The following is a 23563-nucleotide window of genomic DNA, read 5'->3' as shown; positions in this document are numbered from 1 at the left end:
CTCCTGCCGTTTCCCTGCCCACTGCCCTGCCGATCTGTCGCCCTGGATCGCGCTCCACGATACGACAGGTGTGTGCCAGCTCACGCCGTTCCGCGCGTGCGAGGGTCGCACGCCCCGCCCGGCCCAGCCCCGCGCCACCCAGCCACGCCCCGCCCCGCACACGGCGGCACCGGGGAGCCGAGGCCCCGACGAGCCGCGGCCCCCGGGAAGGCCCGCCGTCAGCCCGTGGCGCGGACGTGGACGATGTCGCCCGCCGCGACCGCCTCCGTGCCGCCGCCCTCCGTCGCCACCACCAGGCGTCCGTCGCCGTCCACGGCGACCGCCTCGCCCTCCAGCATCCGCTCGCCCGGCAGGTCGGCCCTGATATGCCTGCCGAGGGTCGAGCAGCCCGCCTCGTACGCCTCCTGGAGGCCGGAGGCCACCGGGTCGCCGTCGGCCCGGGTCCATCGCCCGTACCAGTGCTCCATCGACCGCAGGACGGAGCGCAGCAGCGTGTCCCGGTCCGTCGAGATCGCGTCGGCGAGGAGCAGCGAGCCGGCGGCCGGCACCGGCAGCTCCTCCGCCTTCAGGGTGACGTTGACCCCGATCCCGACGACGACCCCGTCCTCGCCCGCCCGCTCGGCGAGGATCCCGCCGGCCTTCCGCTCCTCGCCCCCGACGGAAACCAGCAGGTCGTTCGGCCACTTGAGGGAAAGGTCGACGCCCGCGGACTTCGCGAGCCCGGTCGCCGCCGCGACACCGGTCAGCAGCGGGAGCCAGCCCCAGCGGTGCACGGGCACGTCCGGCTTGAGCAGCACGGAGAGGAAGATCCCGGCCCGCGGCGGCGAGACCCAGTCGCGGTCGAGGCGGCCGCGTCCCGAGGTCTGCTCCTCGGCGACGAGCACGGCCCCCTCGGGCAGCTCGTCGGCGCGCGCGGCGAGGTCGGAGTTGGTGGAGCCGGTCGTGGTGACCAGGTCGAGCGAGGTCCAGAGCCCGTCGGGGAGGACGAGCGCGCGGCGCAGCGCGGCGGCGTTGAGCGGGGGTCGGTCCAGGTCGGACCACCGCGCTCCTGAGGCATCTGAGGACGTCATGCAAGCCAGACTAGGTGTGGCAAAGACCGCAGTGCCGAACCGTATCGCCGTGGATACGCTACGGGTCAGTAGCCGGGCAGTAGCCCATTCGTAGCAGACGAACCCCCGTGACCAGGCAGGGAGCCGCATCCCGATGTCCGAGTCGGTAGAGCCGCAAGAGATCGACATTCACACGACCGCTGGCAAGATCGCGGACCTTCAGCGCCGGATCGACGAGGCCACCCACGCCGGTTCCGAACGCGCGGTGGAGAAGCAGCACGCGAAGGGCAAGCTGACCGCCCGGGAGCGGATCGCACTCCTGCTCGACGAAGGCTCGTTCGTGGAGCTGGACGAGCTGGCCCGGCACCGGTCGACCAACTTCGGCCTGGAGAAGACCCGCCCGTACGGCGACGGCGTCGTCACCGGCTACGGCACGGTCGACGGCCGTCCGGTCGCCGTCTTCTCGCAGGACTTCACGGTCTTCGGCGGCGCGCTCGGCGAGGTCTTCGGCCAGAAGATCATGAAGGTGATGGACTTCGCGCTGAAGACCGGCTGCCCGGTGGTCGGGATCAACGACTCGGGCGGCGCGCGGATCCAGGAGGGCGTCATGGCCCTCGGCATGTACGGCGAGATCTTCCGCCGCAACACCCATGCCTCCGGCGTGATTCCGCAGATCTCCCTGGTCGTCGGGCCGTGCGCGGGCGGCGCGGTCTACTCCCCCGCGATCACCGACTTCACCGTCATGGTCGACCAGACCTCGCACATGTTCATCACGGGCCCGGACGTCATCAAGACGGTCACCGGTGAGGACGTCGGCTTCGAGGAGCTGGGCGGCGCGCGCACGCACAACACCACGTCCGGTGTGGCGCATCACATGGCCGGCGACGAGAAGGACGCGATCGAGTACGTCAAGTCGCTGCTCTCGTACCTGCCGTCGAACAACCTCTCCGAGCCGCCGGCCTTCCCCGAGGTCGCCGAGACGGAGGCGACGGACGAGGACCGCGAGCTGGACGTCCTGATCCCGGACTCCGCCAACCAGCCGTACGACATGCACACCGTCATCGAACACGTCGTCGACGACGGCGAGTTCCTGGAGACGCAGGCGCTGTTCGCGCCGAACATCCTCACCGGCTTCGGCCGTGTGGAGGGCTTCCCGGTCGGCATCGTCGCCAACCAGCCGATGCAGTTCGCCGGTTGCCTGGACATCAACGCCTCCGAGAAGGCCGCCCGCTTCGTCCGCACCTGCGACGCCTTCAACATCCCGGTCATCACCTTCGTCGACGTGCCGGGCTTCCTGCCGGGCGTGGACCAGGAGTACGGCGGCATCATCCGCCGCGGCGCGAAGCTGATCTACGCGTACGCCGAGGCGACCGTCCCGCTGATCACCGTCATCACCCGCAAGGCCTTCGGCGGCGCCTACGACGTCATGGGCTCCAAGCACCTGGGCGCCGACCTCAACCTGGCCTGGCCGACGGCGCAGATCGCGGTCATGGGCGCGCAGGGCGCGGTGAACATCCTGCACCGGCGCACCATCGCCGCCGCCGAGGACCAGGAGGCGGAGCGGGCGCGGCTGATCCAGGAGTACGAGGACACCCTGCTCAACCCGTACACGGCGGCCGAGCGCGGCTACATCGACGCGGTCGTCCTGCCGTCGGACACCCGCCCGCAGATCGTGAAGGGCCTGCGTCAGCTGCGGACGAAGCGGGAATCCCTTCCCCCGAAGAAGCACGGCAACATCCCCCTCTAGGCCTCAGTCAGGGAGACAGGGAGTCGACATGATCAAGGTCGTACGAGGTAACCCGACCCCGGAGGAGCTGGCCGCCGCACTGGCGGTGGTCCAGGCCCGGGCCGCGGCGACGGCGGCGGCCGCCGCTGCCGGTGGCGGCGGCCCGGAGGCCCCGGAGGGCTGGTCGGACCCGGCCCGTATCGCCCGTTCGGTACGGTCCCGGCCGGGACCGCGCTCGTGGGCGCGCTCCTACTGGCCGGTGTAGTCGGGCGAAGACGCCGAAGGCCGGACCCCTCACGTGGGGTCCGGCCTTTCGCGTGTCCGGACTTTCGCGCGTCCTGCCTTTCGCGCGTCCGGACTTTCGCGCGTCCGCGGGGTCACGTCCTGCGGAGGAAGATCCCCGCCAGGACCGCGCCCACGACCACGATCGCCGCGTTGACGAGGACCGCGATGCCGATGCCGTCGAAGACCGTGGCGGAGGTGACGACGACGGCGCTCATGATCGGCGTGCCCATGGTGATGCCGATCTGCTGGGTCATGGTGGCGAGGCCGGTCGCCATGCCCTGCTCGGAGTCGGGCAGTCCCGAGGTGGCGGTGACCATGAAGCCGACGATGGCGACCATGTTGCCGACGCCGCCGACGAAGGTGCCGGCGAGCAGCAGCCAGAGCCAGCTCCGGTCGTCGCCGAGGGCGTAGAGCGAGACCGTGGCGGCGGCCTGCAGCAGTCCGCCCGCGACGAGGGCGGTCCGGGCCCCGTACCGGCCGATGAGGCGCGGTGCGAGGACGCCGCCGATGACCGTGCCCGCGCCGAGCACGCCGAAGGACAGGCCGGCGGCGAGCGGCGAGAAGCCGAGGACGTCCTGGAGGTAGAGCGTCATCAGGAAGACCAGCGAGGTCTCGGTGACGAAGGCGACGAGCCCGGCGAGGTTCCCCCAGATCACGGTGGGACGGGTGAGGATCCGTACCGGTACGAGGGGTGAGGCGGCGCGGCGCTCCACGAACCAGAAGGCGACGAGCAGGGCGATACCGACGGGCAGGGCCAGGGGCTCGGTGGTGAGGCCGTAGACGAGGGCGAGGAGCCCGCCGGTGACGGTGATCGCGCCGGGGACGTCGAGGCGCGGGCGGACGTCCGGGCGGCTCTCCTTGAGGACGGTGGGCGCGACGAGCAGGACGGCGAGGGCGACGGGCACGTTGATGAAGAAGGCCCAGCGCCAGGAGAGCAGCTCGGTCAGGACGCCGCCGAGGATCGCGCCCGTGGTGAACCCGGCCGACATCAGCGCGCCGTTGAGGCCGAGCGCCTTGGCGCGCAGGGGGCCCTCGGGGAAGGAGGACGTGAGCAGCGAGAGCCCGGCGGGCGTGACGGCGGCGGTGGCGAGGCCCTGGGCGACGCGGGCGGCCATCAGCAGGGCGGGGTCGGTGGCGAGGCCGCCGGCGAGGGAGGAGATCCCGAGCAGGGCCATGCCGCCGAGGAAGAGGCGGCGGCGCCCGACGAGGTCGGCGACGCGCCCGAAGAGGAGGGTGAATCCGGCGGCGGCGAGCGCGAAGGCGGTGGCGATCCACTGGAGGTTCGCCAGCGAGAAGCCGAGTCCTTCGCCGATGACGGGCAGCGCGACGTTCAGGATCGAGAAGTCGACGGCCAGCATGAACTGGGCGACGAGGAGGACGAGGAGGACGAGCCGCATCCGTCCGTCCATACGGGCGGCGGGCCGGCTACCGGCCTGCGACTGTGACCGGACATCGGTGGCAACCATCGGCGGACCCCTTAATGGGAATCTGATTCCGTTAAGATGTCCCGTACCGTAGCAGACTCGAAGGCGTTAATGGAACAGGAGACCCGTTTGAGTGAGAGCCAGCCGGCCGTGCCCGGCACCGTGCGCCCCGGAGGCCGTACCGCGAAGGTGCGCCGGGCCGTCCTCGAAGCGACGGAGGACGCCCTGGCCGCCACGGGCTTCCACGGGCTGAACATGGACCACGTCGCTGCGAGCGCGGGCGTGGGCAAGACGACCGTCTACCGACGCTGGGGCTCCCCCGTCGGGCTCGTCGCCGACCTGCTGCGCGACATGGCCGAGCGGTCCCTGCCGGCCTCCGACACCGGGAGCCTCGCGGGCGACCTGCGCGCCAACGCCGCGCTCGTCGTCAGGACCCTCACCGACCCCCGGATGGGCGGCGTCTTCCGCGCGGTCATCGCGGCCGCGGCCTGCGACGAGGAGTGCGCCGAGGCGCTCAACGGCTTCTACCGGGCCCGCCTGGAGGAGTGGGCCCCGGTGGTGAAGCGCGGCGCGGCGCGCGGCGAGATCCCGCCGGAGACGGACGAACTGGAGCTGCTGCGCGCGGTCTCCGCCCCGCTCTACTACCGCTTCATGATCACCCGCGAGCCGCTCGGCCCCGCGGACGGCGAGCGGGCCGCCCGCGCGGCGCTGACCTCGGCGGAGGCCGGGGTGTTCACCTCGCCGTAACTAGTCCTTCGGTACCGGGGCGCTTGAGTACGGGTACTCAGGCGCCCCGGCCGTCGCACGAGCAGGATCGGACGCATGCTGTGGTCCGACCCCGAGAACGAGCCGCCCAAGGAGATGCGCGACATGCAGGCGATGCTGCGTCGCGCGTCGATCCTGCTGGCCCTGGCGATGGTGGTGGCGATGTTCGTGGTCGGCGTGCACTGAGGTCGCGGCCACCGGCCATCGGGACACCGGGGAGCCCCCGTATGGCTACGCTTCCCCCATGACTCCTGATCGCCGCCGTGTCGTGCTCGCCTCCGCCTCGCCCGCCCGTCTCGGACTGCTGCGGCAGGCCGGACTCGCTCCCGAGGTCATCGTGAGCGGCGTCGACGAGGACAAGGTCCACGCCCCGACGCCCGCCGAACTCGCCCTCGCGCTCGCCGAGGCGAAGGCCGCCCATGTGGCCGCCCGCCCCGAGGTCTTCGGCGCCCTGGTCATCGGCTGCGACTCGGTCCTCGAACTCGACGGGCAGGCCCTCGGCAAGCCCGCCGACGCCGAGGAGGCGACCGCCCGCTGGAAGGCGATGCGGGGCAGGGTCGGCATCCTCCAGACGGGGCACTGCGTCTACGACACGGCCGCCAAGCGCTACGAGTCGGCGACCGCCTCGACCGTGGTCCGCTTCGGCGAGCCGACCGACGCCGAGGTCGCCGCGTACGTGGCGAGCGGCGAACCGCTGCACGTGGCGGGCGCGTTCACCCTGGACGGCCGTTCGGCCCCGTTCATCGACGGCATCGACGGCGACCCGGGCAATGTGATCGGCCTGTCCCTGCCGCTGCTGCGCAGGCTCCTGGGCAAGCTCGGGGTCTCCATCACCGACCTCTGGCACTGACGGCCGCCGCCCAGGGCTCCTACGCGGGCGCCGGCGCGCCTTCGGGGGTGTCGGCACCCTTGCCGTACGCCACGAGCGTCAGCACGATCAGGCCGAGCACCACGGTCATGAACGCGAAGGCGCCCCAGCCGATCAGACCGACCGTGACGGCGCCCAGCACCCCGTGCACGACGGCGCAGCCGACGAGCAGGGCCCGTCCCGCACGGCCGGGTCGCCGGTCACGGATGCCGGCGACCAGCGCGACGGTGGCGCAGAGCGCGAGCAGCAGCCCGGAGACGATGCCCAGCACCCAGGTGCCGGTGACCATGTGGTCCGGGTCGAGCCCGTCCAGGGACATCGACTGGGCCTCGACGAAACGTGCCATGACGGCGTTCAGCGCGACGATTCCCGGCGCCTCCAGGAACAGCACCCCCGCCGTCACGAGTGCTATCGGTCTGCGGGCCACCTCGGCCACCCCCTGTGTACGGCTGTTACCGACAGTACGAACGACTGCGCGAAGGCTACTGCCGGGTAAACCCGTGGACAAGGGTCGGCGACGGACGATCCCCGGGCAAAGAATCGTTGCGCCATTCGTAGGGACTCCACAAAGAAACCCGATCGGCGACTGGTCGCCCGAACAGAGACCTGTGCCACACCTCGGAGCTACTGTGCCGTAGAGGAGTCCTGCGTACCGTGGTACGACAAGGGATTTCATGACCCCGAACGCCTCGTATCACGCTCCGTGTGGGCAAGCTCACCACTGGGGACGGGTCGAAAGGCCGTGTCGGTAGTCCCTAAACTCAGCTTGTTTTCAAGGAGGGAGCCATCGTGCGCAAGGTGCTCATCGCCAACCGTGGCGAAATCGCTGTCCGCGTGGCCCGGGCGTGCCGGGACGCGGGGATCGCGAGCGTAGCCGTCTACGCCGAGCCGGACCGGGACGCGCTGCACGTCCGCGCGGCCGACGAGGCGTTCGCCCTGGGCGGTGACACCCCGGCGGCCAGCTATCTGGACATGGCCAAGGTGCTCGCGGCCGCGAAGGACTCGGGGGCGGACGCGATCCACCCCGGTTACGGCTTCCTCTCCGAGAACGCCGACTTCGCGCAGGCGGTCCTGGACGCGGGTCTGACCTGGATCGGCCCGCCGCCGCAGGCGATCCGGGACCTCGGTGACAAGGTCGCCGCCCGGCACATCGCCCAGCGCGCCGGTGCCCCGCTGGTCGCCGGCACGCCCGACCCGGTCTCCGGCGCGGACGAGGTCGTCGCCTTCGCCGAGGAGCACGGGCTGCCGATCGCGATCAAGGCCGCCTTCGGTGGTGGCGGCCGCGGTCTGAAGGTCGCCCGCACCCTCGAAGAGGTGCCCGAGCTGTACGACTCCGCCGTCCGCGAGGCCGTCGCCGCCTTCGGCCGCGGCGAGTGCTTCGTCGAGCGCTACCTCGACAAGCCCCGCCACGTCGAGACCCAGTGCCTGGCCGACACCCACGGCAACGTCGTCGTCGTCTCCACCCGCGACTGCTCGCTGCAGCGCCGCCACCAGAAGCTGGTGGAGGAGGCCCCGGCCCCGTTCCTGTCCGACGCGCAGAACGAGGAGCTGTACGCCGCCTCGAAGGCCATCCTGAAGGAGGCCGGCTACGTCGGCGCCGGCACGGTGGAGTTCCTCGTCGGCGTGGACGGCACGATCTCCTTCCTCGAGGTCAACACCCGCCTCCAGGTGGAACACCCGGTCACCGAGGAGGTCACCGGTATCGACCTCGTGCGCGAGATGTTCCGGATCGCCGACGGCGAGGAACTCGGCTACGACGACCCGGCGATGCGCGGTCACTCCTTCGAGTTCCGCATCAACGGCGAGGACCCGGGCCGCAACTTCCTCCCGGCCCCCGGCACCGTCACCACCTTCGCGCCGCCCTCCGGCCCCGGCGTCCGCCTCGACGCCGGCGTCGAGTCCGGCTCCGTCATCGGCCCCGCCTGGGACTCCCTGCTGGCCAAGCTGATCGTCACCGGCGCCACCCGCGAGCAGGCCCTGCAGCGTGCCGCCCGCGCGCTCGCGGAGTTCAAGGTCGAGGGCATGGCCACCGCCATCCCCTTCCACCAGGCCGTCGTCACCGACCCCGCCTTCACCGCCGACCCGTTCACGGTCCACACCCGCTGGATCGAGACCGAGTTCGACAACCAGATCAAGCCGTTCGCCCCCGCCGGTGCCGACGCCGACGAGGACGAGGCCGGTCGCGAGACGATCGTCGTCGAGGTCGGCGGCAAGCGCCTCGAGGTCTCCCTGCCGTCCTCCCTCGGCATGACCCTGGCCCGCACCGGCCTCGCCGCCGGCGCCAAGCCGAAGCGCCGCGCCGCGAAGAAGTCCGGGCCGACGGCGTCCGGTGACACCCTGGCCTCCCCGATGCAGGGCACCATCGTCAAGGTGGCCGTCGAGGAGGGCCAGGAGGTCAAGGAGGGCGACCTGATCGTCGTCCTGGAGGCCATGAAGATGGAGCAGCCGCTGAACGCGCACCGCTCCGGCACCGTCAAGGGCCTCTCCGCGGAGGTCGGCGCCTCCATCACCTCGGGCGCCGCGATCTGCGAGATCAAGGACTGACGACCGCACCCCAGCTGTACGAAGGGCCCGCAGGCGCACCGCCGGTGGGCCCTTCGCCCGTATCCGGAGGGAAGGCCCCATGCGTGCCGACGCGCGCCGCAACCACGAACGGCTGCTGACCGAGGCCCGTGCCGTCTTCGCCGAACACGGCACGGACGCCTCGCTGGAGGACATCGCGCGCCGGGCGGGGGTCGGCATCGGCACGCTCTACCGGCACTTCCCCACCCGCGAGGCACTGATCAACGCGGTCTTCCAGGAGGCGCTCGCCGCGCTGCTGCAGCGCGGCCGGGAGCTGGCGGAGGCCGAGGAGCCGTGCCCGGCGCTCGTGGAGTGGCTGCGCTGCCTGATCACTCATGCGAGTGAGTACCGCGGGCTGTCCCGGGCGTTGATGCCGGCCATGTCGGGTTCGCGGGACGCGCGTTCGGCGCTCGCGCAGTGCGGTGTCCCTCTGCACGCGGCGGGCGAGGCCCTGCTGTCCCGGGCGCAGAAGGCGGGGACGGTACGCGAGGAGGTGTCGATCGGCGATCTGATGCGGCTGACCAACGCCATCGCGCTGGCGGCCGAACAGTCGCCGGAGGACCCGGAGTTGGCCGACCGGCTGCTGGAGCTGACGGTACGGGGCCTGCTGCCCTGAGCCGGGGGTACCGACCGGCACCCGTGGCCTCCGTGGCACACGTGGCCCCCGTGGGCCCCCTGGGGGAGGGACCCCTCGACGTCGGAGCCGCGGTCAGCGCCGCCGCATGTCCGCCACCCGGGCCGCGCGCTCGGGGGCGAGCACGTCACTGGTCAGTGCCCCGCCCGCGCTGCGGAGCCGGCCACCCGGGTGGGCGGCCCGCTGTCCCGGGAGGGGGACGTCGCGGCGGGGGCGTCCGGGCGGGGGGACCTGGTCACCGCCCGCGCCCGTACCGGCCACGGCGATCTGCACGCCCTGGTCGGCCAGCGCCTGGAGCTCCGTCGCCGCCCGGTCGTCGTGCGCCGGGGGCTCGTCGGTGACGAGGCGGGTGATCACGTCCGTCGGCACCGTCTGGAACATGGTGTCGGTGCCGAGCTTGGTGTGGTCGGCGAGGACCACGACCTCGGCCGCCGCCTGCACCAGGGCCCGGTCGACGCTCGCGGAGAGCATGTTCGACGTGGACAGGCCGCGCTCGGCGGTCAGACCGCTGCCGGAGAGGAAGGCCCGGGAGACCCGCAACCCCTGGAGGGACTGCTCGGCCCCGCTGCCCACCAGCGCGTAGTTGGAGCCACGCAGCGTGCCGCCGGTCATGACGACCTCGACCCGGTTGGCGTGGGCCAGCGCCTGGGCGACGAGCAGGGAGTTGGTGACCACGGTCAGACCGGGCACGCGGGCGAGCCGGCGGGCCAGCTCCTGCGTGGTCGTCCCGGCGCCGACGACGATGGCCTCGCCCTCTTCGACAAGGCTCGCCGCGACATCGGCGATGGCCGTCTTCTCCGCGGTCGCGAGATGGGATTTCTGCGGGAAACCGGACTCTCGCGTGAAGCCGCCCGGCAGTACCGCACCGCCGTGCCGGCGGTCGAGGAGTCCTTCTGCCTCAAGGGCCCGCACGTCTCGCCGTACGGTCACTTCTGAGGTCTGGACGACGCGGGCGAGCTCCCGGAGCGACACGGCTCCGTTGGCGCGCACCATTTCGAGGATCAACTGACGACGTTCTGCAGCGAACACAAAACTGACAGTAACGTGAGCGGCCGGAACTTTTCAGCACTATGCGCCGAATTGCAGAAGATGCGCACAGACGGGGCCTCCAAGTGGTATGGGAGGCCCCGTCGTTGATCGTTCTATGTCCCCCCTTGCCGGGGGTTGTCCAGATCACCCCAGGCGAGAGGGGTGATCTCGGGTGATCAGGCTTCGCCGGTCGCCTTTCGGGTGTGCAACTGACGTGCCACTTCGGCGATCGAGCCCGACAGGGAGGGGTACACGGTGAAAGCGTTTGCGATCTGTTCGACCGTCAGGTTGTTGTCCACCGCGATCGAGATGGGGTGGATCAGCTCGCTCGCCCGGGGGGCGACGACGACGCCGCCGACCACGATCCCGGTGCCCGGGCGGCAGAAGATCTTCACGAAGCCGTCCCTGATGCCCTGCATCTTGGCGCGCGGGTTGCGCAGCAGGGGCAGCTTCACGACCCTGGCCTCGATCTTCCCGGCGTCGACGTCCGCCTGGGTGAAGCCGACGGTCGCGATCTCGGGGTCGGTGAAGACGTTCGAGGAGACCGTCTTCAGGTTGAGCGGGGTCACCGCGTCGCCCAGGAAGTGGTACATCGCGATCCTGCCCTGCATGGCCGCCACCGAGGCGAGCGCGAAGACGCCGGTGACGTCACCGGCCGCGTACACGCCGGGGGCGGAGGTGCGGGAGACCTTGTCGGTCCAGATGTGCCCGGAGTCCTTGAGCCGGACGCCGGCCTCCTCCAGACCCATTCCGGCCGAGTTCGGGATGGCGCCGACGGCCATGAGGCAGTGGGTGCCGGAGATGACCCGGCCGTCGGAGAGGGTGACCTCGACCCGGTCGCCGACCCGCTTGGCGGACTCGGCGCGCGAGCGGGCCATGACGTTCATGCCGCGGCGGCGGAAGACGTCCTCCAGGACCGCGGCGGCGTCCGGGTCCTCGCCCGGGAGCACGCGGTCGCGGGAGGAGACGAGGGTGACCCGGGAGCCGAGGGCCTGGTAGGCACCCGCGAACTCGGCGCCGGTGACACCGGAACCGACCACGATGAGCTCCTCGGGGAGCTCCTTGAGGTCGTAGACCTGGGTCCAGTTCAGGATCCGCTCGCCGTCCGGCTGGGCGTCGGGCAGTTCGCGCGGGTGGCCGCCGGTCGCGATCAGCACGGCGTCGGCGGTCAGCGTCTCCTCGGAGCCGTCGGCGGCCGTCACGATCACCTGACGGGAGCCGTCCACGGCCTGCCGGCCGGAGAGCCGGCCGCGACCGCGCAGCACCCGGGCGCCGGCCCGGGTGACGGAGGCGGTGATGTCGTGGGACTGGGCCAGCGCGAGGCGCTTCACCCGGCGGTTGACCTTGCCGAGGTCGACGCCCACGACGCGGGCGGCCTGCTCCACGTGCGGGGTGTCGTCGGCGACGATGATGCCCAGCTCCTCGTAGGAGGAGTCGAAGGTGGTCATCACCTCGGCCGTCGCGATGAGGGTCTTCGAGGGAACGCAGTCGGTGAGGACGGACGCGCCGCCGAGTCCGTCGCAGTCGACGACGGTCACCTCCGCGCCGAGTTGGGCGCCCACCAGGGCAGCCTCGTATCCGCCGGGTCCGCCGCCGATGATCACGATCCGGGTCACTGGGATCTACGCCTCGCGCTCTCGTTCTGCCGGGGGGTCCCCCCGCTGGGCTGCAGTGCGTACGCCATTGTCCCGCACGCTTCAAGTGCGTACCCCATTGTCCCGTACGACGGGGGCGGACTCGCGCCGGGGCCTCCGTTCGGATCCGGTACGCCCGCGGCCTGCCCGGTACCGGGCCCGTACCGGCCCCCACCTCGGACTTCCGCAGACACCCGCTCCCCTCCCGTACCCTCGATCCCATGTCGCTCTACGCCGCGTACGCCGGCAACCTCGACGCGCGGCTCATGACCCGCCGCGCCCCGCACTCCCCGCTGCGCGGCACGGGCTGGCTCAACGGCTGGCGGCTGACCTTCGGCGGCGAGCAGATGGGCTGGGAGGGAGCGCTGGCCACCATCGTCGAGGCGCCGCGTTCCCAGGTCTTCGTCGCGCTGTACGACATCGCGCCGATGGACGAGGACTCGATGGACCGCTGGGAGGGCGTCAACCTCGACATCTACCGGCGGATGCGGGTCCGCGTGCACACCCTGGACGGCGAGGAGCCGGCCTGGGTGTACGTCCTGAACGCGTACGAGGGCGGGCTGCCGTCCGCCCGCTACCTGGGCGAGGTCGCCGACGCGGCGGAGTCGGCGGGCGCGCCGCACGACTACGTGATGGAGCTGCGCAAGCGCCCGTGCTGAGGGGGACGGGCCACCGGACGGTCACGAGCGCACCGGGGTGGCCTCCGGGCGATTCGTCGGAAACGACAAGACAACGATCGCATGTCCGTCAGCATCGTCATCTACGCGCGTAGGAATTCTCGGGCTAGGCTGCTGCGGGTACGAAATCCGTCCGGGGCTCCCCTCGGACCCCCCCCCTCCCCGAGGCGAGAGAGTCAGTGAACGCAACTGCCACCCCGTACGAGGCCGCCGAGGCCGCTGCCGCGCGACTTCGCGAGCTGACCGGAGTCGAGAACCACGACGTGGCCCTCGTCATGGGCTCCGGCTGGGCGCCGGCCGTCGACGCGCTCGGCGCTCCGGAGGCCGAGTTCCCCGTGACCGAGCTGCCCGGCTTCCCGCCGCCGGCCGTCGAGGGACACGGCGGCAAGGTCCGCTCGTACAAGATCGGCGCCAAGCACGTCCTGGTCTTCCTGGGCCGCACCCACTTCTACGAGGGCCGGGGCGTCGCCTCCGTCGCCCACGGCGTGCGCACCGCCGTCGCCGCAGGCGTCAAGACGGTCGTCCTGACCAACGGCTGCGGTGGCCTGCGCGAGGGCATGCGCCCCGGCCAGCCGGTCCTGATCAGCGACCACATCAACCTGACGGCCGCCTCCCCGATCGTCGGCGCGAACTTCGTGGACCTCACCGACCTCTACTCGCCGCGCCTGCGCGCGCTGTGCAAGGAGGTCGACGCGACCCTCGAAGAGGGCGTCTACGTGCAGTTCCCCGGGCCGCACTACGAGACTCCGGCCGAGATCAACATGGTCCGCGTCATGGGCGGCGACCTGGTCGGCATGTCCACCGTCCTGGAGGCCATCGCGGCCCGCGAGGCGGGCGCCGAGGTCCTGGGCATCTCCCTCGTCACCAACCTGGCGGCCGGGCTCTCCGGCGAGCCGCTGAACCACGAAGAGGTCCTCCAGGCCGGCCGCGACTCGGCCGCCCGCATGGGCGAACTCCTGACGCGGGTCCTCGACCGCATCTGAGGTGTAGCCGGGGCTCCGCCCCGGACCCCGCGCCTCGAACTCCCCCTACGCCTGGCGGCGTGGGGGGACCCCCAGCGGGGCTGGATTTTCGCCCTGCGGGCGGAAATCAGCCCGTCCGGCGCTTGAGGACACGGCCGCAGGCCGTACGGGGGCCTGGGGGCTTGCCCTCAGTTCGGGAAGGGGCGGGTTGGGGAAAGGCTCCGCGCAGCGGGCACCCGCCCCCGCACCCCACGCCCCACCCGCACCCACCCTCCCCGCACCCCGAAAGGCACACCGTGACGCAGGACGACCTCCTCGCCCGGGCCCAGGCCTGGCTCGCCGAGGACCCCGACCCGGAGACCCGCGAGGAGCTCGCGCGGCTCATCGAGGGCGGCTCGACCGACGAGCTCGCCGCGCGCTTCGCGGGCACGCTCCAGTTCGGCACCGCCGGCCTCCGCGGCGAGATCGGCGCCGGGCCCATGCGGATGAACCGCTCGGTCGTGATCCGCGCGGCCGCGGGCCTCGCCGCCTACCTCAAGACCAAGGGCCAGGAGGGCGGCCTCGTCGTCATCGGCTACGACGCCCGCTACAAGTCGGCCGACTTCGCCCGCGACACCGCCGCCGTGATGACCGGCGCCGGGCTGCGCGCGGCCCTGCTGCCCCGCCCGCTGCCGACCCCGGTCCTCGCGTACGCCATAAGGCATCTGGGCGCCGTCGCCGGTGTCGAGGTCACCGCGAGCCACAATCCGCCGCGCGACAACGGCTACAAGGTCTATCTGGGCGACGGCTCGCAGATCGTGCCGCCCGCCGACGCCGAGATCGCCGCCGAGATCGACGCGGTCCGCTCGCTGGACGACGTGCCGCGCCCGGCCGACGGCTGGGAGACCCTCGGCGACGAGGTCCTGGAGGCCTACCTGGCCCGTACGGACGCCGTCCTGACCCCGGGCTCCCCCCGCACCGTCCGGACCGTCTACACCGCCATGCACGGCGTCGGCAAGGACGTCGTCACGGCCGCCTTCGCCCGGGCCGGCTTCCCGCCGCCCGCGCTCGTCGCCGCCCAGGCCGAGCCCGACCCGGCGTTCCCGACGGTCGCGTTCCCGAACCCGGAGGAGCCGGGCGCGATGGACCTCGCCTTCGAGGCGGCCCGCGCCGTGGACCCGGACATCGTGATCGCCAACGACCCGGACGCCGACCGCTGCGCCGTCGCCGTGCCGGACGCCTCGGTCGAGGGCGGCTGGCGGATGCTGCGCGGTGACGAGGTGGGCGCGCTGCTCGCCGCGCACCTGGTGCACAAGGGGGCGCGGGGCGTCTTCGCCGAGTCGATCGTGTCGTCCTCGCTGCTCGGCCGGATCGCCGAGGCGGCGGGCGTCGGCTACGAGGAGACGCTGACCGGCTTCAAGTGGATCGCCCGGGTGGACGGCCTGCGGTACGGCTACGAGGAGGCGCTCGGCTACTGCGTCGACCCCGAGGGCGTGCGCGACAAGGACGGCATCACGGCGGCGCTGCTCGTCGCGGAGCTGGCCTCGGTGCTCAAGGAGCAGGACCGTACGCTGACGGACCTCCTCGACGACCTCGCGGTGGCCCACGGGCTGCACGCCACGGACCAGCTGTCAGTGCGCGTGGAGGACCTGAGCATCATCGCGAACGCGATGAGCACCCTGCGCGAGCGGCCGCCGGTCCGCCTCGCGGGCCTCACGGTGACGACGGCCGAGGACCTGACGAAGGGCACGGCGTCGCTGCCGCCGACGGACGGTCTGCGCTACTACCTGGAGGGCACGCACAAGGCCCGGGTGATCGTCCGCCCGTCCGGCACGGAGCCCAAGCTCAAGTGCTACCTGGAGGTCGTGGTCCCGGTCGCCGACGCGAGCGAGCTGGCGACGGCCCGCGCGAAGGGCGCCGAGATCCTCGCCGCGATCAAGCGCGACCTGTCGGAGGCGGCGGGCCTGTAGCGGCTCGCGTCCCGCCCGGGGCCCGTACGGAAGCGCTTCCGTACGGGCCCCGCCCCGTTCCCGTACGCCTCCGGTGAGGCCGTCCCTCACGGCCCTCCCGTACGGCCCTCCCTTACGGGTGAATTCGGTACGCCGACCGGCCCCACCCGCGTCCCGCGATCAGGTGGTTCCGGTCAGGGTGACCCGGTGTCCCGCCGAGCCTCCCTGGAGCCGCCGCAGTGCCCCCGGTCCTGACCGCCCGACCGACCGTTCCCGCCTCCCGGCGGCCACCGTCCGCGCGGGGTGTCCGGCTCCCGAAGCGGGTGCGCGGGACCCTGCGGCGCGCGGCGCCCGCGCTCCTCGGCTATCTGGCCGTACGCCTCCTGGGGCTGCTCGTGCTCGGCCGCTGGGCGCATCTGCGGGGCGACGGGATCTGGCCGACGCTCGCGACGAGCTGGGACTCGCGGTGGTACCTGGCGATCGCCGACCACGGGTACGCGCCCGGGCCGCCCGGCGAACCGACCGACGGGCACCGGCCGATGGCGTTCTTCCCGCTCTACCCGGCCCTGATCAAGGCGGTCGCGGCCCTCACACCCGGCTCGCGGGCCTCCGTGGGCCTGGTCCTCGCGGTGCTCTGCTCGCTGGCCGCCGCCTGGGGGATCTTCGCGGTCGGCGACCGGCTGTACGGGCGGCGGGTGGGCACGGTCCTCGCGGTCCTGTGGGGCGCGCTGCCCGTCGCCCTGGTCCAGTGGATGGGGTACACGGAGTCGCTGTTCACCGCGCTGACCGCGTGGGCGCTCTACGCGGCCCTGGACGGGCGCTGGGCCTGGGCGGGCGGGCTCGCGGTGGCGGCGGGTCTGACCCGGCCGACGGGGATCGCGGTCGCCGCGGCGGTGACGGTCGCCGGGCTGCTCGCGGCGTGGCGCGGCAGCCGGCCCGCGCTCGCCGCGGCCCTGGTCGCGCCGCTCGGCTGGCTGGGGTACGTCGGCTGGGTGGGGCTGCGGCTCGGGTGCTGGGACGGGTACTTCGTCGTGCAGGAGACCTGGGGGAACGCCTGGGACGGCGGCTCGGTGACGCTGCGCCAGCTGCGCAGGCAGCTCGTCTACACCCCGGATCCGCAGCTCTTCCTGGTCCTGGTCTCGCTCACGATGATCGCCGCCGGCGCGCTCTTCCTGCTCTGCCTCGCCGACCGGCAGCCGCTGCCGCTCCTGGTCTTCACGGGCGTGCTGCTGCTCGTGGTCCTGGGCAGCGGGGGCGTGTACTTCCCCCGCGCCCGGTTCCTGCTGCCCGGCTTCCCGCTGCTGCTGCCGCTCGCGCTCGCGGTCGGCCGGGCGCGCCGCCGGGTGGCCGCCCTGGTGCTCGGCGGGGCGGCGCTGTCCTCGGCGTGGCTGGGCGCGTACATGGTGCTCGTGTGGGCGGGCGCGCCGTGAAGGCCGTACGCCCCGGTGAAGGCCCTACGCGTCCGCCCTGGCCGAAGCGGCCGTTGACGTGGTCGGCGGTGCGGGAGTCCTTGGGCGCGCCGAACATGCCGTCCGTCGGGCCGTGTTCGACGATCACGCCCGGGGTGCCCCGTTCGGCGAGGACGAAGGCGCAGGAGTCGGAGACGCGGGCGGCCTTCCGGCCGGCCCGCCTCAGCCGATCGCGAGCAGGATCACCAGCAGGACGAGTCCCGCCGCCGCCGGCGCGATGATCTCGTACGCCCAGCGCACCCGCGGCTCCCCCTGCGCCTCGGGGCGGCTCGCGCAGCGCTCGGCCAGTTCCCGCAGATCGGCGATGGTCTGGTCGGCCGGGGCGAGCCGGTCCCGGTCGTCCACGCGCGCGTTCACGGACGTCCGGCCGTGCGGGTCGTCCTGGGAGGCGCGCGCCTGCTGCCGGGCCGCGCGCTTGCGCTGCCGCAGCGAGACCGGCACGGCCCACAGCTGGAACGTGCCCCCGTCCTTCGTGAGCACCTCGCTGGAGTAGCCGGCCCGGACGTCGGCGACCGCGGCCCAGGGCAGCGTGATGTAGCGGAAGGGGTTACGGATCCGCAGCCGGTCCTCGTTGGCGTACACCGCCGGGCGGATCGTGAACGCCACCACGAGCGGCACGACGAGCAGCAGACTCGCGAGGGCCAGCCACGGCGTGCGCCCCGCGCCCCGGACCATCGCGTCGATGCAGAACCACGCGGTGAGACCGATCAGCAGGACCCCGCCCGCGATCCCGAGGGGCGAACGGAAGACACGGTCGGCGAAGGCCGGCTCGGCGGGCGGCTGGGGGCTCGTCATGGTGCCGATTCTGCCTCAGCCCCCGCCGCTCGGCTCAGGCGGCTCGGGTGACCAGATCGGCGTAGAGAATGATGTTGTCGGGACGGTGCCCGTCGACCAGCTCGCCCCCGCAGGTGATCAGCCGCAGCTCGGGCCGGGTGGTGTCGCCGTAGACCTTCTGCGTCGGGAAGGCCTTCTTGTCGACCTGCTCCAGCTCCCGTACGCGGAAGACGGCGTCGGTGCCGTCGGCGCGGGTGACGGTGATCTCGTCGCCGACCCGCACCTTGGCGACGTCCTTGAGCACGGCGGGGCCGCGCTCCGTGTCGAAGTGCCCGATCAGGACGGCGGGGCCGGTCTGGCCCGGGGTGACGCCCTTGTCGTACCAGCCGATCCGGTCGGCCTGGGCGACGGACGGCACCTCGACGGTCCCGTCCGCGGCGAGCCCCAGGTCGAGCACGGGCCCGGTGTCGACCCCGGCGGCCGGCACCCGCACCCGCACCGGCTTCGAGCGCGGCATGGGCGCGGCGGACGCGGCCGGCGCGGGCGAGGCGGTCTCCACGACCTTCGCGGGCGGGGTGGCGGCGGGGGCGCCGCCCTCGGCGCAGCCGGTGAGCACGGCGAGGGCCGCGAGGGCGAGCAGGACGGGGGCGACGGTACGGCGGCGGTTCACGGGGCGGCTCCGGGCGCGGATGCGACCGGCCGCCGCACGGGGTGTGTGTGCGACGGCCGGTCCGGGGTGGGGTGGTGCTCCTGCTCGGGTCAAGGGCAGGGGTGGGTGATGCTCCTGCTCGCTCGGGTCAAGGGGCAGGGGTGGTGCTCCTGCTCGGGTCAAGGGGCAGGGGTGGGGCGAGTGGGGTCAGCCGCGGGCGGCGGCACGGCGGCGCAGGACGGTGAAGCCGAGACCGGCGGCGACGACGGCGGCCGCGCCCAGGCCGGAGGCCATCAGCGCCGCGTCGTTGGCGCTCTCCACGCTGCCGAGCTCCGCACCGGCGGCGACCCCGCCCTGCGGGACGACGGTGGTCTGCCCGGAGGTACCGGCGGACGTGCCCGGGGCGGGCGTGGTCGGCTTCGTCTCGGGGGTGCCCGCGGCGCAGCCCTTCGGCAGGTCGGGGAAGTCGAGGGTGAAGAGCTCCTCCGGCTCGCTGGTGCGCATCTGCACGATCGGCTTCTTCGCGCCGGGCAGGGTCGACAGCCACACACCGTCGGCGAGGGCGGTCGACTTCGTGAGGGTCAGGGTCGCGAGCACCTTGCCCGCGTCGTCGTGGAGGATCCGGGCGAACGCGCCCGAGGGGCTGTTGACGAGCTGCAGGCTCAGCTCGTCGAACGCGGAGCCGCTGTCACGGGTGACGGTGCAGCCCTTGGTGCTGTCGGCGTAGTCGGTGCCGAGGTTCCGGTTCATCCAGGAGCCGACCTGCCCCTTGTTGTCGAGGGTCACCCACATCTCGCCGAACTGGGCGCCCTTCTCCGCCTTGCCGCCGGGGCCACCGGCCGTGACGCTGCCGCGGGGCTTGCCTGCGGCGGTCTTCAGCTCCAGCGTGTAGTGGCCCTTGGCGTGCCGCCACAGGTCGCCCACCGTGCCGTCGGCGAGCTTGCGGGTGCCGATCTTCTCACCGACGGGCGTCTCGGGCCCCTGGCCGCCACCGGGGTTCTCGGTGCTCACCAGCGCCGGGGCCGCCTGGACCTTGGAGCCGGGGATGTAGGCGGCGAACCCGCCGTCCTGCTCCAGGACGACCACGGCCTTGCCGTACGTCCAGACCTGGCGGAAACCGTTCAGGTAGGTGAAGCCGCGGCCCTTGCCGTTCTCGATCAGCTGGAGGCCGTACCGGCCGTCCTTCTTGGCGAGCTGGAGGACGGTGCCGTCGGCGAGCTTGTAGACGCCGGGCTGCGCGCCGGGGACGTAGTTCCGCTCCCAGGCCAGGGTGCGGCCGTCCTCGAAGAGGACGAAGAAGTCGCCGTTGTCGTTGCCGGCGACCGGGCGGGCGTTCGCGTCGAGCACACCGACGGGGTTGCCCTGGTAGAAGAGCTCCGCGCGGTGGTGGGCCACCGCGACCTTGTAGATCTTGGCGATGGTGCCGTTGGGGAGGGTCTCCGTACGAACGAGGGTGCCCGGGGCGTCGGCGGCCGTCCCGGCGCCGGCCGCCGGCTTGGCGTCCGCGGCGAACGCGGTTCCGGCGGTCAGGGCCGGGGTGACGGCGACGCCCGCGAGGAGGGCGGTGGCGACGGCGGTGCGGAGGGCGGTGCGCATAACGACTCCTGTGAATCAGATACAGGTCGGGTGAGGAAGAGCCGCATGCCGCTGACATCTCGTTCGGTCGGGGCCGGTGAGTTCTCGCTGGCTGCTGAGAAAAAATCTAATGATCTTGTATGAGGGACCCGTCCGCTCCATGTCACAGCTCCGTGACGGCCGTCATGGATCCCCCTCCGAAAAGGTGGGGCTGTACAGGCCGCTACGCGCGTAGATATGCTCGACTGGTGACCATGCCCACCACTGCAACCGCAGCTTCCGCTTTCGCCGACGCGACCGCGTCCGACGGCGCGCTGCGCCGCTTCCTCCACGGGCTGCCCGGCGTCGACGCCGTCGGCCTGGAGGCGCGCGCCGCGTCCCTCGGCACCCGCTCGATCAAGACCACGGCCAAGGCCTACGCCATTGACCTGGCCATTTCCATGATCGACCTGACGACGCTCGAAGGCGCGGACACCCCGGGCAAGGTCCGGGCGCTCGCCGCCAAGGCCGTCAATCCCGACCCGACCGACCGCACGACCCCGCCGACCGCCGCGGTCTGCGTCTACCCCGACATGGTGGCCACCGCCAAGGCCGCCCTGAAGGGCTCCGACGTCAAGGTCGCCTCCGTCGCCACCGCCTTCCCGGCCGGCCGCGCCGCGCTCGACGTGAAGCTCGCGGACACCCGCGACGCCGTCGCCGCCGGGGCCGACGAGATCGACATGGTGATCGACCGGGGCGCGTTCCTCGCGGGCAAGTACCTGAAGGTCTACGAGGAGATCCGGGCCGTCAAGGAGGCCTCGGGCGCCGCGCGCCTGAAGGTCATCTTCGAGACCGGCGAACTCTCCACGTACGACAACATCCGCCGCGCCTCCTGGCTCGGCATGATGGCGGGCGCCGACTTCATCAAGACCTCGACCGGCAAGGTCGCGGTCAACGCCACCCCGGCCAACACGCTCCTGATGCTGGAGGCCGTGCGCGACTTCCGCGCCCAGACCGGCGTCCAGATCGGCGTGAAGCCCGCCGGCGGCATCCGCAACACCAAGGAAGCCATCAAGTTCCTGGTCCTGGTCAACGAGACCGTCGGCGAGGACTGGCTGGACAACCACTGGTTCCGCTTCGGTGCCTCCAGCCTGCTCAACGACCTGCTCATGCAGCGTCAGAAGCTGGCGACCGGCCGCTACTCCGGCCCCGATTACGTGACGGTGGACTGATCATCATGGCATCTGCATTCGAGTACGCACCGGCGCCCGAGTCCCGGTCCGTCGTCGACATCGCCCCCTCCTACGGCCTGTTCATCGACGGCGAGTTCGTCGACGCGGCCGACGGCAAGGTCTTCAAGACCGTCTCCCCCTCCTCCGAGGAGGTCCTCTCCGAGGTCGCCCAGGCGGGCGCCGAGGACGTCGACCGCGCGGTGAAGGCGGCCCGCAAGGCCTTCGAGAAGTGGTCCGCGCTGCCCGGCGCCGAGCGCGCCAAGTACCTCTTCCGGATCGCCCGGATCATCCAGGAGCGCAGCCGCGAGCTGGCCGTCCTGGAGACCCTGGACAACGGCAAGCCGATCAAGGAGACCCGCGACGCGGACCTCCCGCTGGTCGCCGCGCACTTCTTCTACTACGCGGGCTGGGCCGACAAGCTCGACCACGCGGGCTACGGCGCGAACCCGCGCCCGCTGGGCGTGGCCGGCCAGGTCATCCCCTGGAACTTCCCCCTCCTGATGCTGGCGTGGAAGATCGCCCCGGCCCTCGCGACCGGCAACACGGTCGTCCTGAAGCCGGCCGAGACGACCCCGCTCTCCGCCCTGTTCTTCGCGGACATCTGCCGCCAGGCGGGCCTGCCGAAGGGCGTCGTCAACATCCTCCCCGGTTACGGGGAGACGGGCGCCGCGCTCGTCGAGCACCCGGACGTGAACAAGGTCGCGTTCACCGGCTCCACCGCGGTCGGCAAGGCCATCGCGCGCTCCATCGCCGGTACGGACAAGAAGGTCACCCTCGAACTGGGCGGCAAGGGCGCGAACATCCTCTTCGACGACGCCCCCATCGACCAGGCCGTCGAGGGCATCGTCAACGGCATCTTCTTCAACCAGGGCCAGGTCTGCTGCGCGGGCTCGCGCCTCCTCGTCCAGGAGTCGGTCCAGGACGAGCTGCTCGACTCCCTGAAGCGCCGCCTGTCCACCCTCCGCCTCGGCGACCCGCTGGACAAGAACACCGACATCGGCGCCATCAACTCCTCGGAGCAGCTGGCCCGCATCACCTCGCTGGTCGAGCGGGGCGAGGCGGAGGGCGCCGAGCGCTGGACGGCCGCCTGCGAGATCCCGTCCGCCGGCTACTGGTTCGCCCCGACGCTCTTCACCGGCGTCACGCAGGCGCACACCATCGCCCGCGACGAGATCTTCGGCCCGGTCCTGTCCGTCCTCTCCTTCCGTACGCCGGACGAGGCGGTCGCCAAGGCCAACAACAGCCAGTACGGCCTGTCGGCGGGCATCTGGACGGAGAAGGGCAGCCGCATCCTCGCGGTCGCCAACAAGCTCCGCGCGGGTGTCGTCTGGGCCAACACGTTCAACAAGTTCGACCCGACCTCGCCCTTCGGCGGCTACAAGGAGTCGGGCTTCGGCCGCGAGGGTGGCCGTCATGGTCTGGAGGCCTACCTCGATGTCTGAGCAGCAGACGCGCCTGAACGTCTTCAAGACCTACAAGCTGTACGTCGGGGGCAAGTTCCCCCGCTCCGAGAGCGGCCGGGTGTACGAGGTGAGCGACTCCAAGGGCAACTGGCTGGCGAACGTACCGCTCTCCTCCCGCAAAGACGCCCGTGACGCGGTCGTCGCCGCCCGCAAGGCCTTCGGCGGCTGGTCGGGCGCGACGGCGTACAACCGGGGCCAGATCCTCTACCGCATCGCCGAGATGCTGGAGGGCCGCAGGGAGCAGTTCGTCCGCGAGGTCGCGGACGCCGAGGGCCTGTCGAAGTCCAAGGCCGGCGCGGTCGTCGACGCGGCGATCGACCGCTGGGTCTGGTACGCGGGCTGGACCGACAAGATCGCCCAGATCGTGGGCGGCGCCAACCCGGTCGCCGGCCCGTACTTCAACCTGTCGACCCCGGAACCGACCGGCGTCGTCACGGTCGTGGCACCCCAGGACTCGTCCTTCCTCGGCCTGGTCTCCGTCATCGCCCCGGTCATCGCGACGGGCAACACGGCGGTGGTGATCGCGAGCGAGAAGTCCCCGCTCCCCGCCCTCTCCCTGGGCGAGGTGCTCGCCACCTCGGACCTGCCGGGCGGCGTGGTCAACATCCTCTCGGGCAAGGCCGCCGAGATGGGCCCGCACCTGGCGGCCCACCAGGACGTCAACGCGATCGACCTGACGGGCGCGGACGCCGACCTGGCCCGCGAGCTCGAGATCGCGGCGGCGGACAACCTCAAGCGCGTCCTGCGCCCCCGCCCCGTGGACTTCACGGCGGCCCCGGGCACGGACCGCCTGACGGCCTTCCTGGAGACGAAGACGGTCTGGCACCCCACGGGCTCCCTCGGCGCCAGCGGCTCGTCGTACTAGCAGCAGCCGCACCC

The 23563-nt window shown here is 72.3% G+C and carries 22 protein-coding genes; 14 read left to right on the top strand and 8 right to left on the bottom strand.

Going from position 1 to position 23563, the window contains the following annotated elements; all coding sequences use genetic code 11:
• Positions 1 to 218: 218 nt before the first annotated feature.
• The gene (locus AB0E14_RS08275; protein ID WP_362413773.1) at positions 219 to 1070 is read right to left on the bottom strand and encodes a biotin--[acetyl-CoA-carboxylase] ligase; all 852 of its coding nucleotides are present in this window, start codon (positions 1068 to 1070) and stop codon (positions 219 to 221) included.
• Between the two features lie 133 nt (positions 1071 to 1203).
• Between AB0E14_RS08275 and AB0E14_RS08270 the strand changes: the two genes are divergently transcribed.
• Complete coding sequence (locus AB0E14_RS08270) at positions 1204 to 2796, top strand: acyl-CoA carboxylase subunit beta (RefSeq protein ID WP_362413771.1); 1593 nt, start codon at positions 1204 to 1206, stop codon at positions 2794 to 2796.
• Positions 2797 to 2824: 28 nt separating this feature from the next.
• A complete protein-coding gene (locus AB0E14_RS08265; protein ID WP_362413769.1) occupies positions 2825 to 3040 on the top strand; it encodes an acyl-CoA carboxylase epsilon subunit in 216 nt (71 codons plus the stop codon).
• Between the two features lie 112 nt (positions 3041 to 3152).
• On the opposite strand, the gene AB0E14_RS08260 is transcribed toward AB0E14_RS08265, so the two are convergent.
• Positions 3153 to 4526, bottom strand: a complete 1374-nt coding sequence (locus AB0E14_RS08260) for an MFS transporter (protein WP_362413767.1) — start codon at positions 4524 to 4526, stop codon at positions 3153 to 3155.
• Positions 4527 to 4595: 69 nt separating this feature from the next.
• On the opposite strand from AB0E14_RS08260, the gene AB0E14_RS08255 reads away from it, so the two are divergent.
• The 3 genes from AB0E14_RS08255 to AB0E14_RS08245 all read left to right on the top strand — a co-directional run bounded on the left by AB0E14_RS08255 (position 4596) and on the right by AB0E14_RS08245 (position 6099).
• Positions 4596 to 5231, top strand: a complete 636-nt coding sequence (locus AB0E14_RS08255) for a TetR/AcrR family transcriptional regulator (protein ID WP_362413765.1) — start codon at positions 4596 to 4598, stop codon at positions 5229 to 5231.
• 75 nt (positions 5232 to 5306) lie between these two features.
• Positions 5307 to 5435 (top strand): hypothetical protein, encoded by a 129-nt coding sequence (locus AB0E14_RS08250; protein ID WP_361442946.1) that lies wholly within the window; start codon positions 5307 to 5309, stop codon positions 5433 to 5435.
• 58 nt (positions 5436 to 5493) lie between these two features.
• Entirely contained in the window at positions 5494 to 6099 is a 606-nt protein-coding gene (locus AB0E14_RS08245) for a nucleoside triphosphate pyrophosphatase (protein ID WP_362413762.1), read from the top strand.
• A 19-nt stretch (positions 6100 to 6118) separates the two neighbouring features.
• Here AB0E14_RS08245 and AB0E14_RS08240 read toward each other — a convergent pair whose 3' ends face one another.
• Positions 6119 to 6544, bottom strand: coding sequence for a hypothetical protein (locus AB0E14_RS08240; RefSeq protein WP_362413760.1), 426 nt, complete (start codon positions 6542 to 6544; stop codon positions 6119 to 6121).
• A 362-nt stretch (positions 6545 to 6906) separates the two neighbouring features.
• On the opposite strand from AB0E14_RS08240, the gene AB0E14_RS08235 reads away from it, so the two are divergent.
• Together AB0E14_RS08235 and AB0E14_RS08230 are read left to right on the top strand one after the other, a co-directional pair.
• Positions 6907 to 8661: a biotin carboxylase N-terminal domain-containing protein gene (locus AB0E14_RS08235; protein WP_362413758.1), complete on the top strand. Its 1755-nt coding sequence runs from the start codon at positions 6907 to 6909 to the stop codon at positions 8659 to 8661.
• A gap of 79 nt (positions 8662 to 8740) precedes the next feature.
• Positions 8741 to 9295, top strand: coding sequence for a helix-turn-helix domain-containing protein (locus tag AB0E14_RS08230; protein WP_362413755.1), 555 nt, complete (start codon positions 8741 to 8743; stop codon positions 9293 to 9295).
• Positions 9296 to 9388: 93 nt separating this feature from the next.
• Here the strand turns inward: AB0E14_RS08230 and AB0E14_RS08225 are convergent, their stop codons facing one another.
• Together AB0E14_RS08225 and AB0E14_RS08220 are read right to left on the bottom strand one after the other, a co-directional pair.
• Positions 9389 to 10342 (bottom strand): DeoR/GlpR family DNA-binding transcription regulator, encoded by a 954-nt coding sequence (locus AB0E14_RS08225; RefSeq protein ID WP_362413753.1) that lies wholly within the window; start codon positions 10340 to 10342, stop codon positions 9389 to 9391.
• A gap of 176 nt (positions 10343 to 10518) precedes the next feature.
• Positions 10519 to 11958, bottom strand: a complete 1440-nt coding sequence (locus tag AB0E14_RS08220) for an NAD(P)H-quinone dehydrogenase (RefSeq protein ID WP_362413751.1) — start codon at positions 11956 to 11958, stop codon at positions 10519 to 10521.
• A 239-nt stretch (positions 11959 to 12197) separates the two neighbouring features.
• Between AB0E14_RS08220 and AB0E14_RS08215 the strand changes: the two genes are divergently transcribed.
• The 4 genes from AB0E14_RS08215 (at position 12198) to AB0E14_RS08200 (ending at position 16973) form a co-directional block, all read left to right on the top strand.
• Entirely contained in the window at positions 12198 to 12635 is a 438-nt protein-coding gene (locus AB0E14_RS08215; RefSeq protein WP_362413749.1) for a gamma-glutamylcyclotransferase, read from the top strand.
• A gap of 197 nt (positions 12636 to 12832) precedes the next feature.
• Entirely contained in the window at positions 12833 to 13636 is an 804-nt protein-coding gene (locus tag AB0E14_RS08210) for a purine-nucleoside phosphorylase (protein ID WP_362413747.1), read from the top strand.
• Between the two features lie 275 nt (positions 13637 to 13911).
• Positions 13912 to 15564, top strand: a complete 1653-nt coding sequence (locus AB0E14_RS08205) for a phospho-sugar mutase (protein WP_362413745.1) — start codon at positions 13912 to 13914, stop codon at positions 15562 to 15564.
• A gap of 218 nt (positions 15565 to 15782) precedes the next feature.
• Positions 15783 to 16973 (top strand): hypothetical protein, encoded by a 1191-nt coding sequence (locus tag AB0E14_RS08200; protein WP_362413743.1) that lies wholly within the window; start codon positions 15783 to 15785, stop codon positions 16971 to 16973.
• 201 nt (positions 16974 to 17174) lie between these two features.
• Here the strand turns inward: AB0E14_RS08200 and AB0E14_RS08195 are convergent, their stop codons facing one another.
• From AB0E14_RS08195 to AB0E14_RS08185, 3 genes are all read right to left on the bottom strand, one after another.
• Complete coding sequence (locus tag AB0E14_RS08195; protein ID WP_362413740.1) at positions 17175 to 17807, bottom strand: PH domain-containing protein; 633 nt, start codon at positions 17805 to 17807, stop codon at positions 17175 to 17177.
• A gap of 34 nt (positions 17808 to 17841) precedes the next feature.
• Complete coding sequence (locus AB0E14_RS08190) at positions 17842 to 18456, bottom strand: class F sortase (RefSeq protein WP_362413738.1); 615 nt, start codon at positions 18454 to 18456, stop codon at positions 17842 to 17844.
• A gap of 186 nt (positions 18457 to 18642) precedes the next feature.
• Complete coding sequence (locus tag AB0E14_RS08185; protein WP_362413736.1) at positions 18643 to 20031, bottom strand: hypothetical protein; 1389 nt, start codon at positions 20029 to 20031, stop codon at positions 18643 to 18645.
• 233 nt (positions 20032 to 20264) lie between these two features.
• On the opposite strand from AB0E14_RS08185, the gene deoC reads away from it, so the two are divergent.
• Genes deoC through AB0E14_RS08170 form a run of 3 tightly spaced genes read left to right on the top strand, consistent with a single transcriptional unit; the run spans position 20265 to position 23549 of the window.
• Positions 20265 to 21221, top strand: a complete 957-nt coding sequence (deoC, locus tag AB0E14_RS08180) for a deoxyribose-phosphate aldolase (protein ID WP_362413734.1) — start codon at positions 20265 to 20267, stop codon at positions 21219 to 21221.
• A gap of 5 nt (positions 21222 to 21226) precedes the next feature.
• Complete coding sequence (locus AB0E14_RS08175; RefSeq protein WP_362413731.1) at positions 21227 to 22663, top strand: aldehyde dehydrogenase family protein; 1437 nt, start codon at positions 21227 to 21229, stop codon at positions 22661 to 22663.
• Complete coding sequence (locus AB0E14_RS08170) at positions 22656 to 23549, top strand: aldehyde dehydrogenase family protein (RefSeq protein WP_362413729.1); 894 nt, start codon at positions 22656 to 22658, stop codon at positions 23547 to 23549. The genes AB0E14_RS08175 and AB0E14_RS08170 overlap by 8 nt, the downstream gene beginning before the upstream one ends.
• Positions 23550 to 23563 lie beyond the last annotated feature (14 nt).

Source organism: Streptomyces sp. NPDC047981, from assembly GCF_040653315.1.
GTDB lineage: Bacteria > Actinomycetota > Actinomycetes > Streptomycetales > Streptomycetaceae > Streptomyces.
Note: the sequence above shows the minus strand (reverse complement) of the source record. Positions and strands in the feature narration are given on the sequence as shown.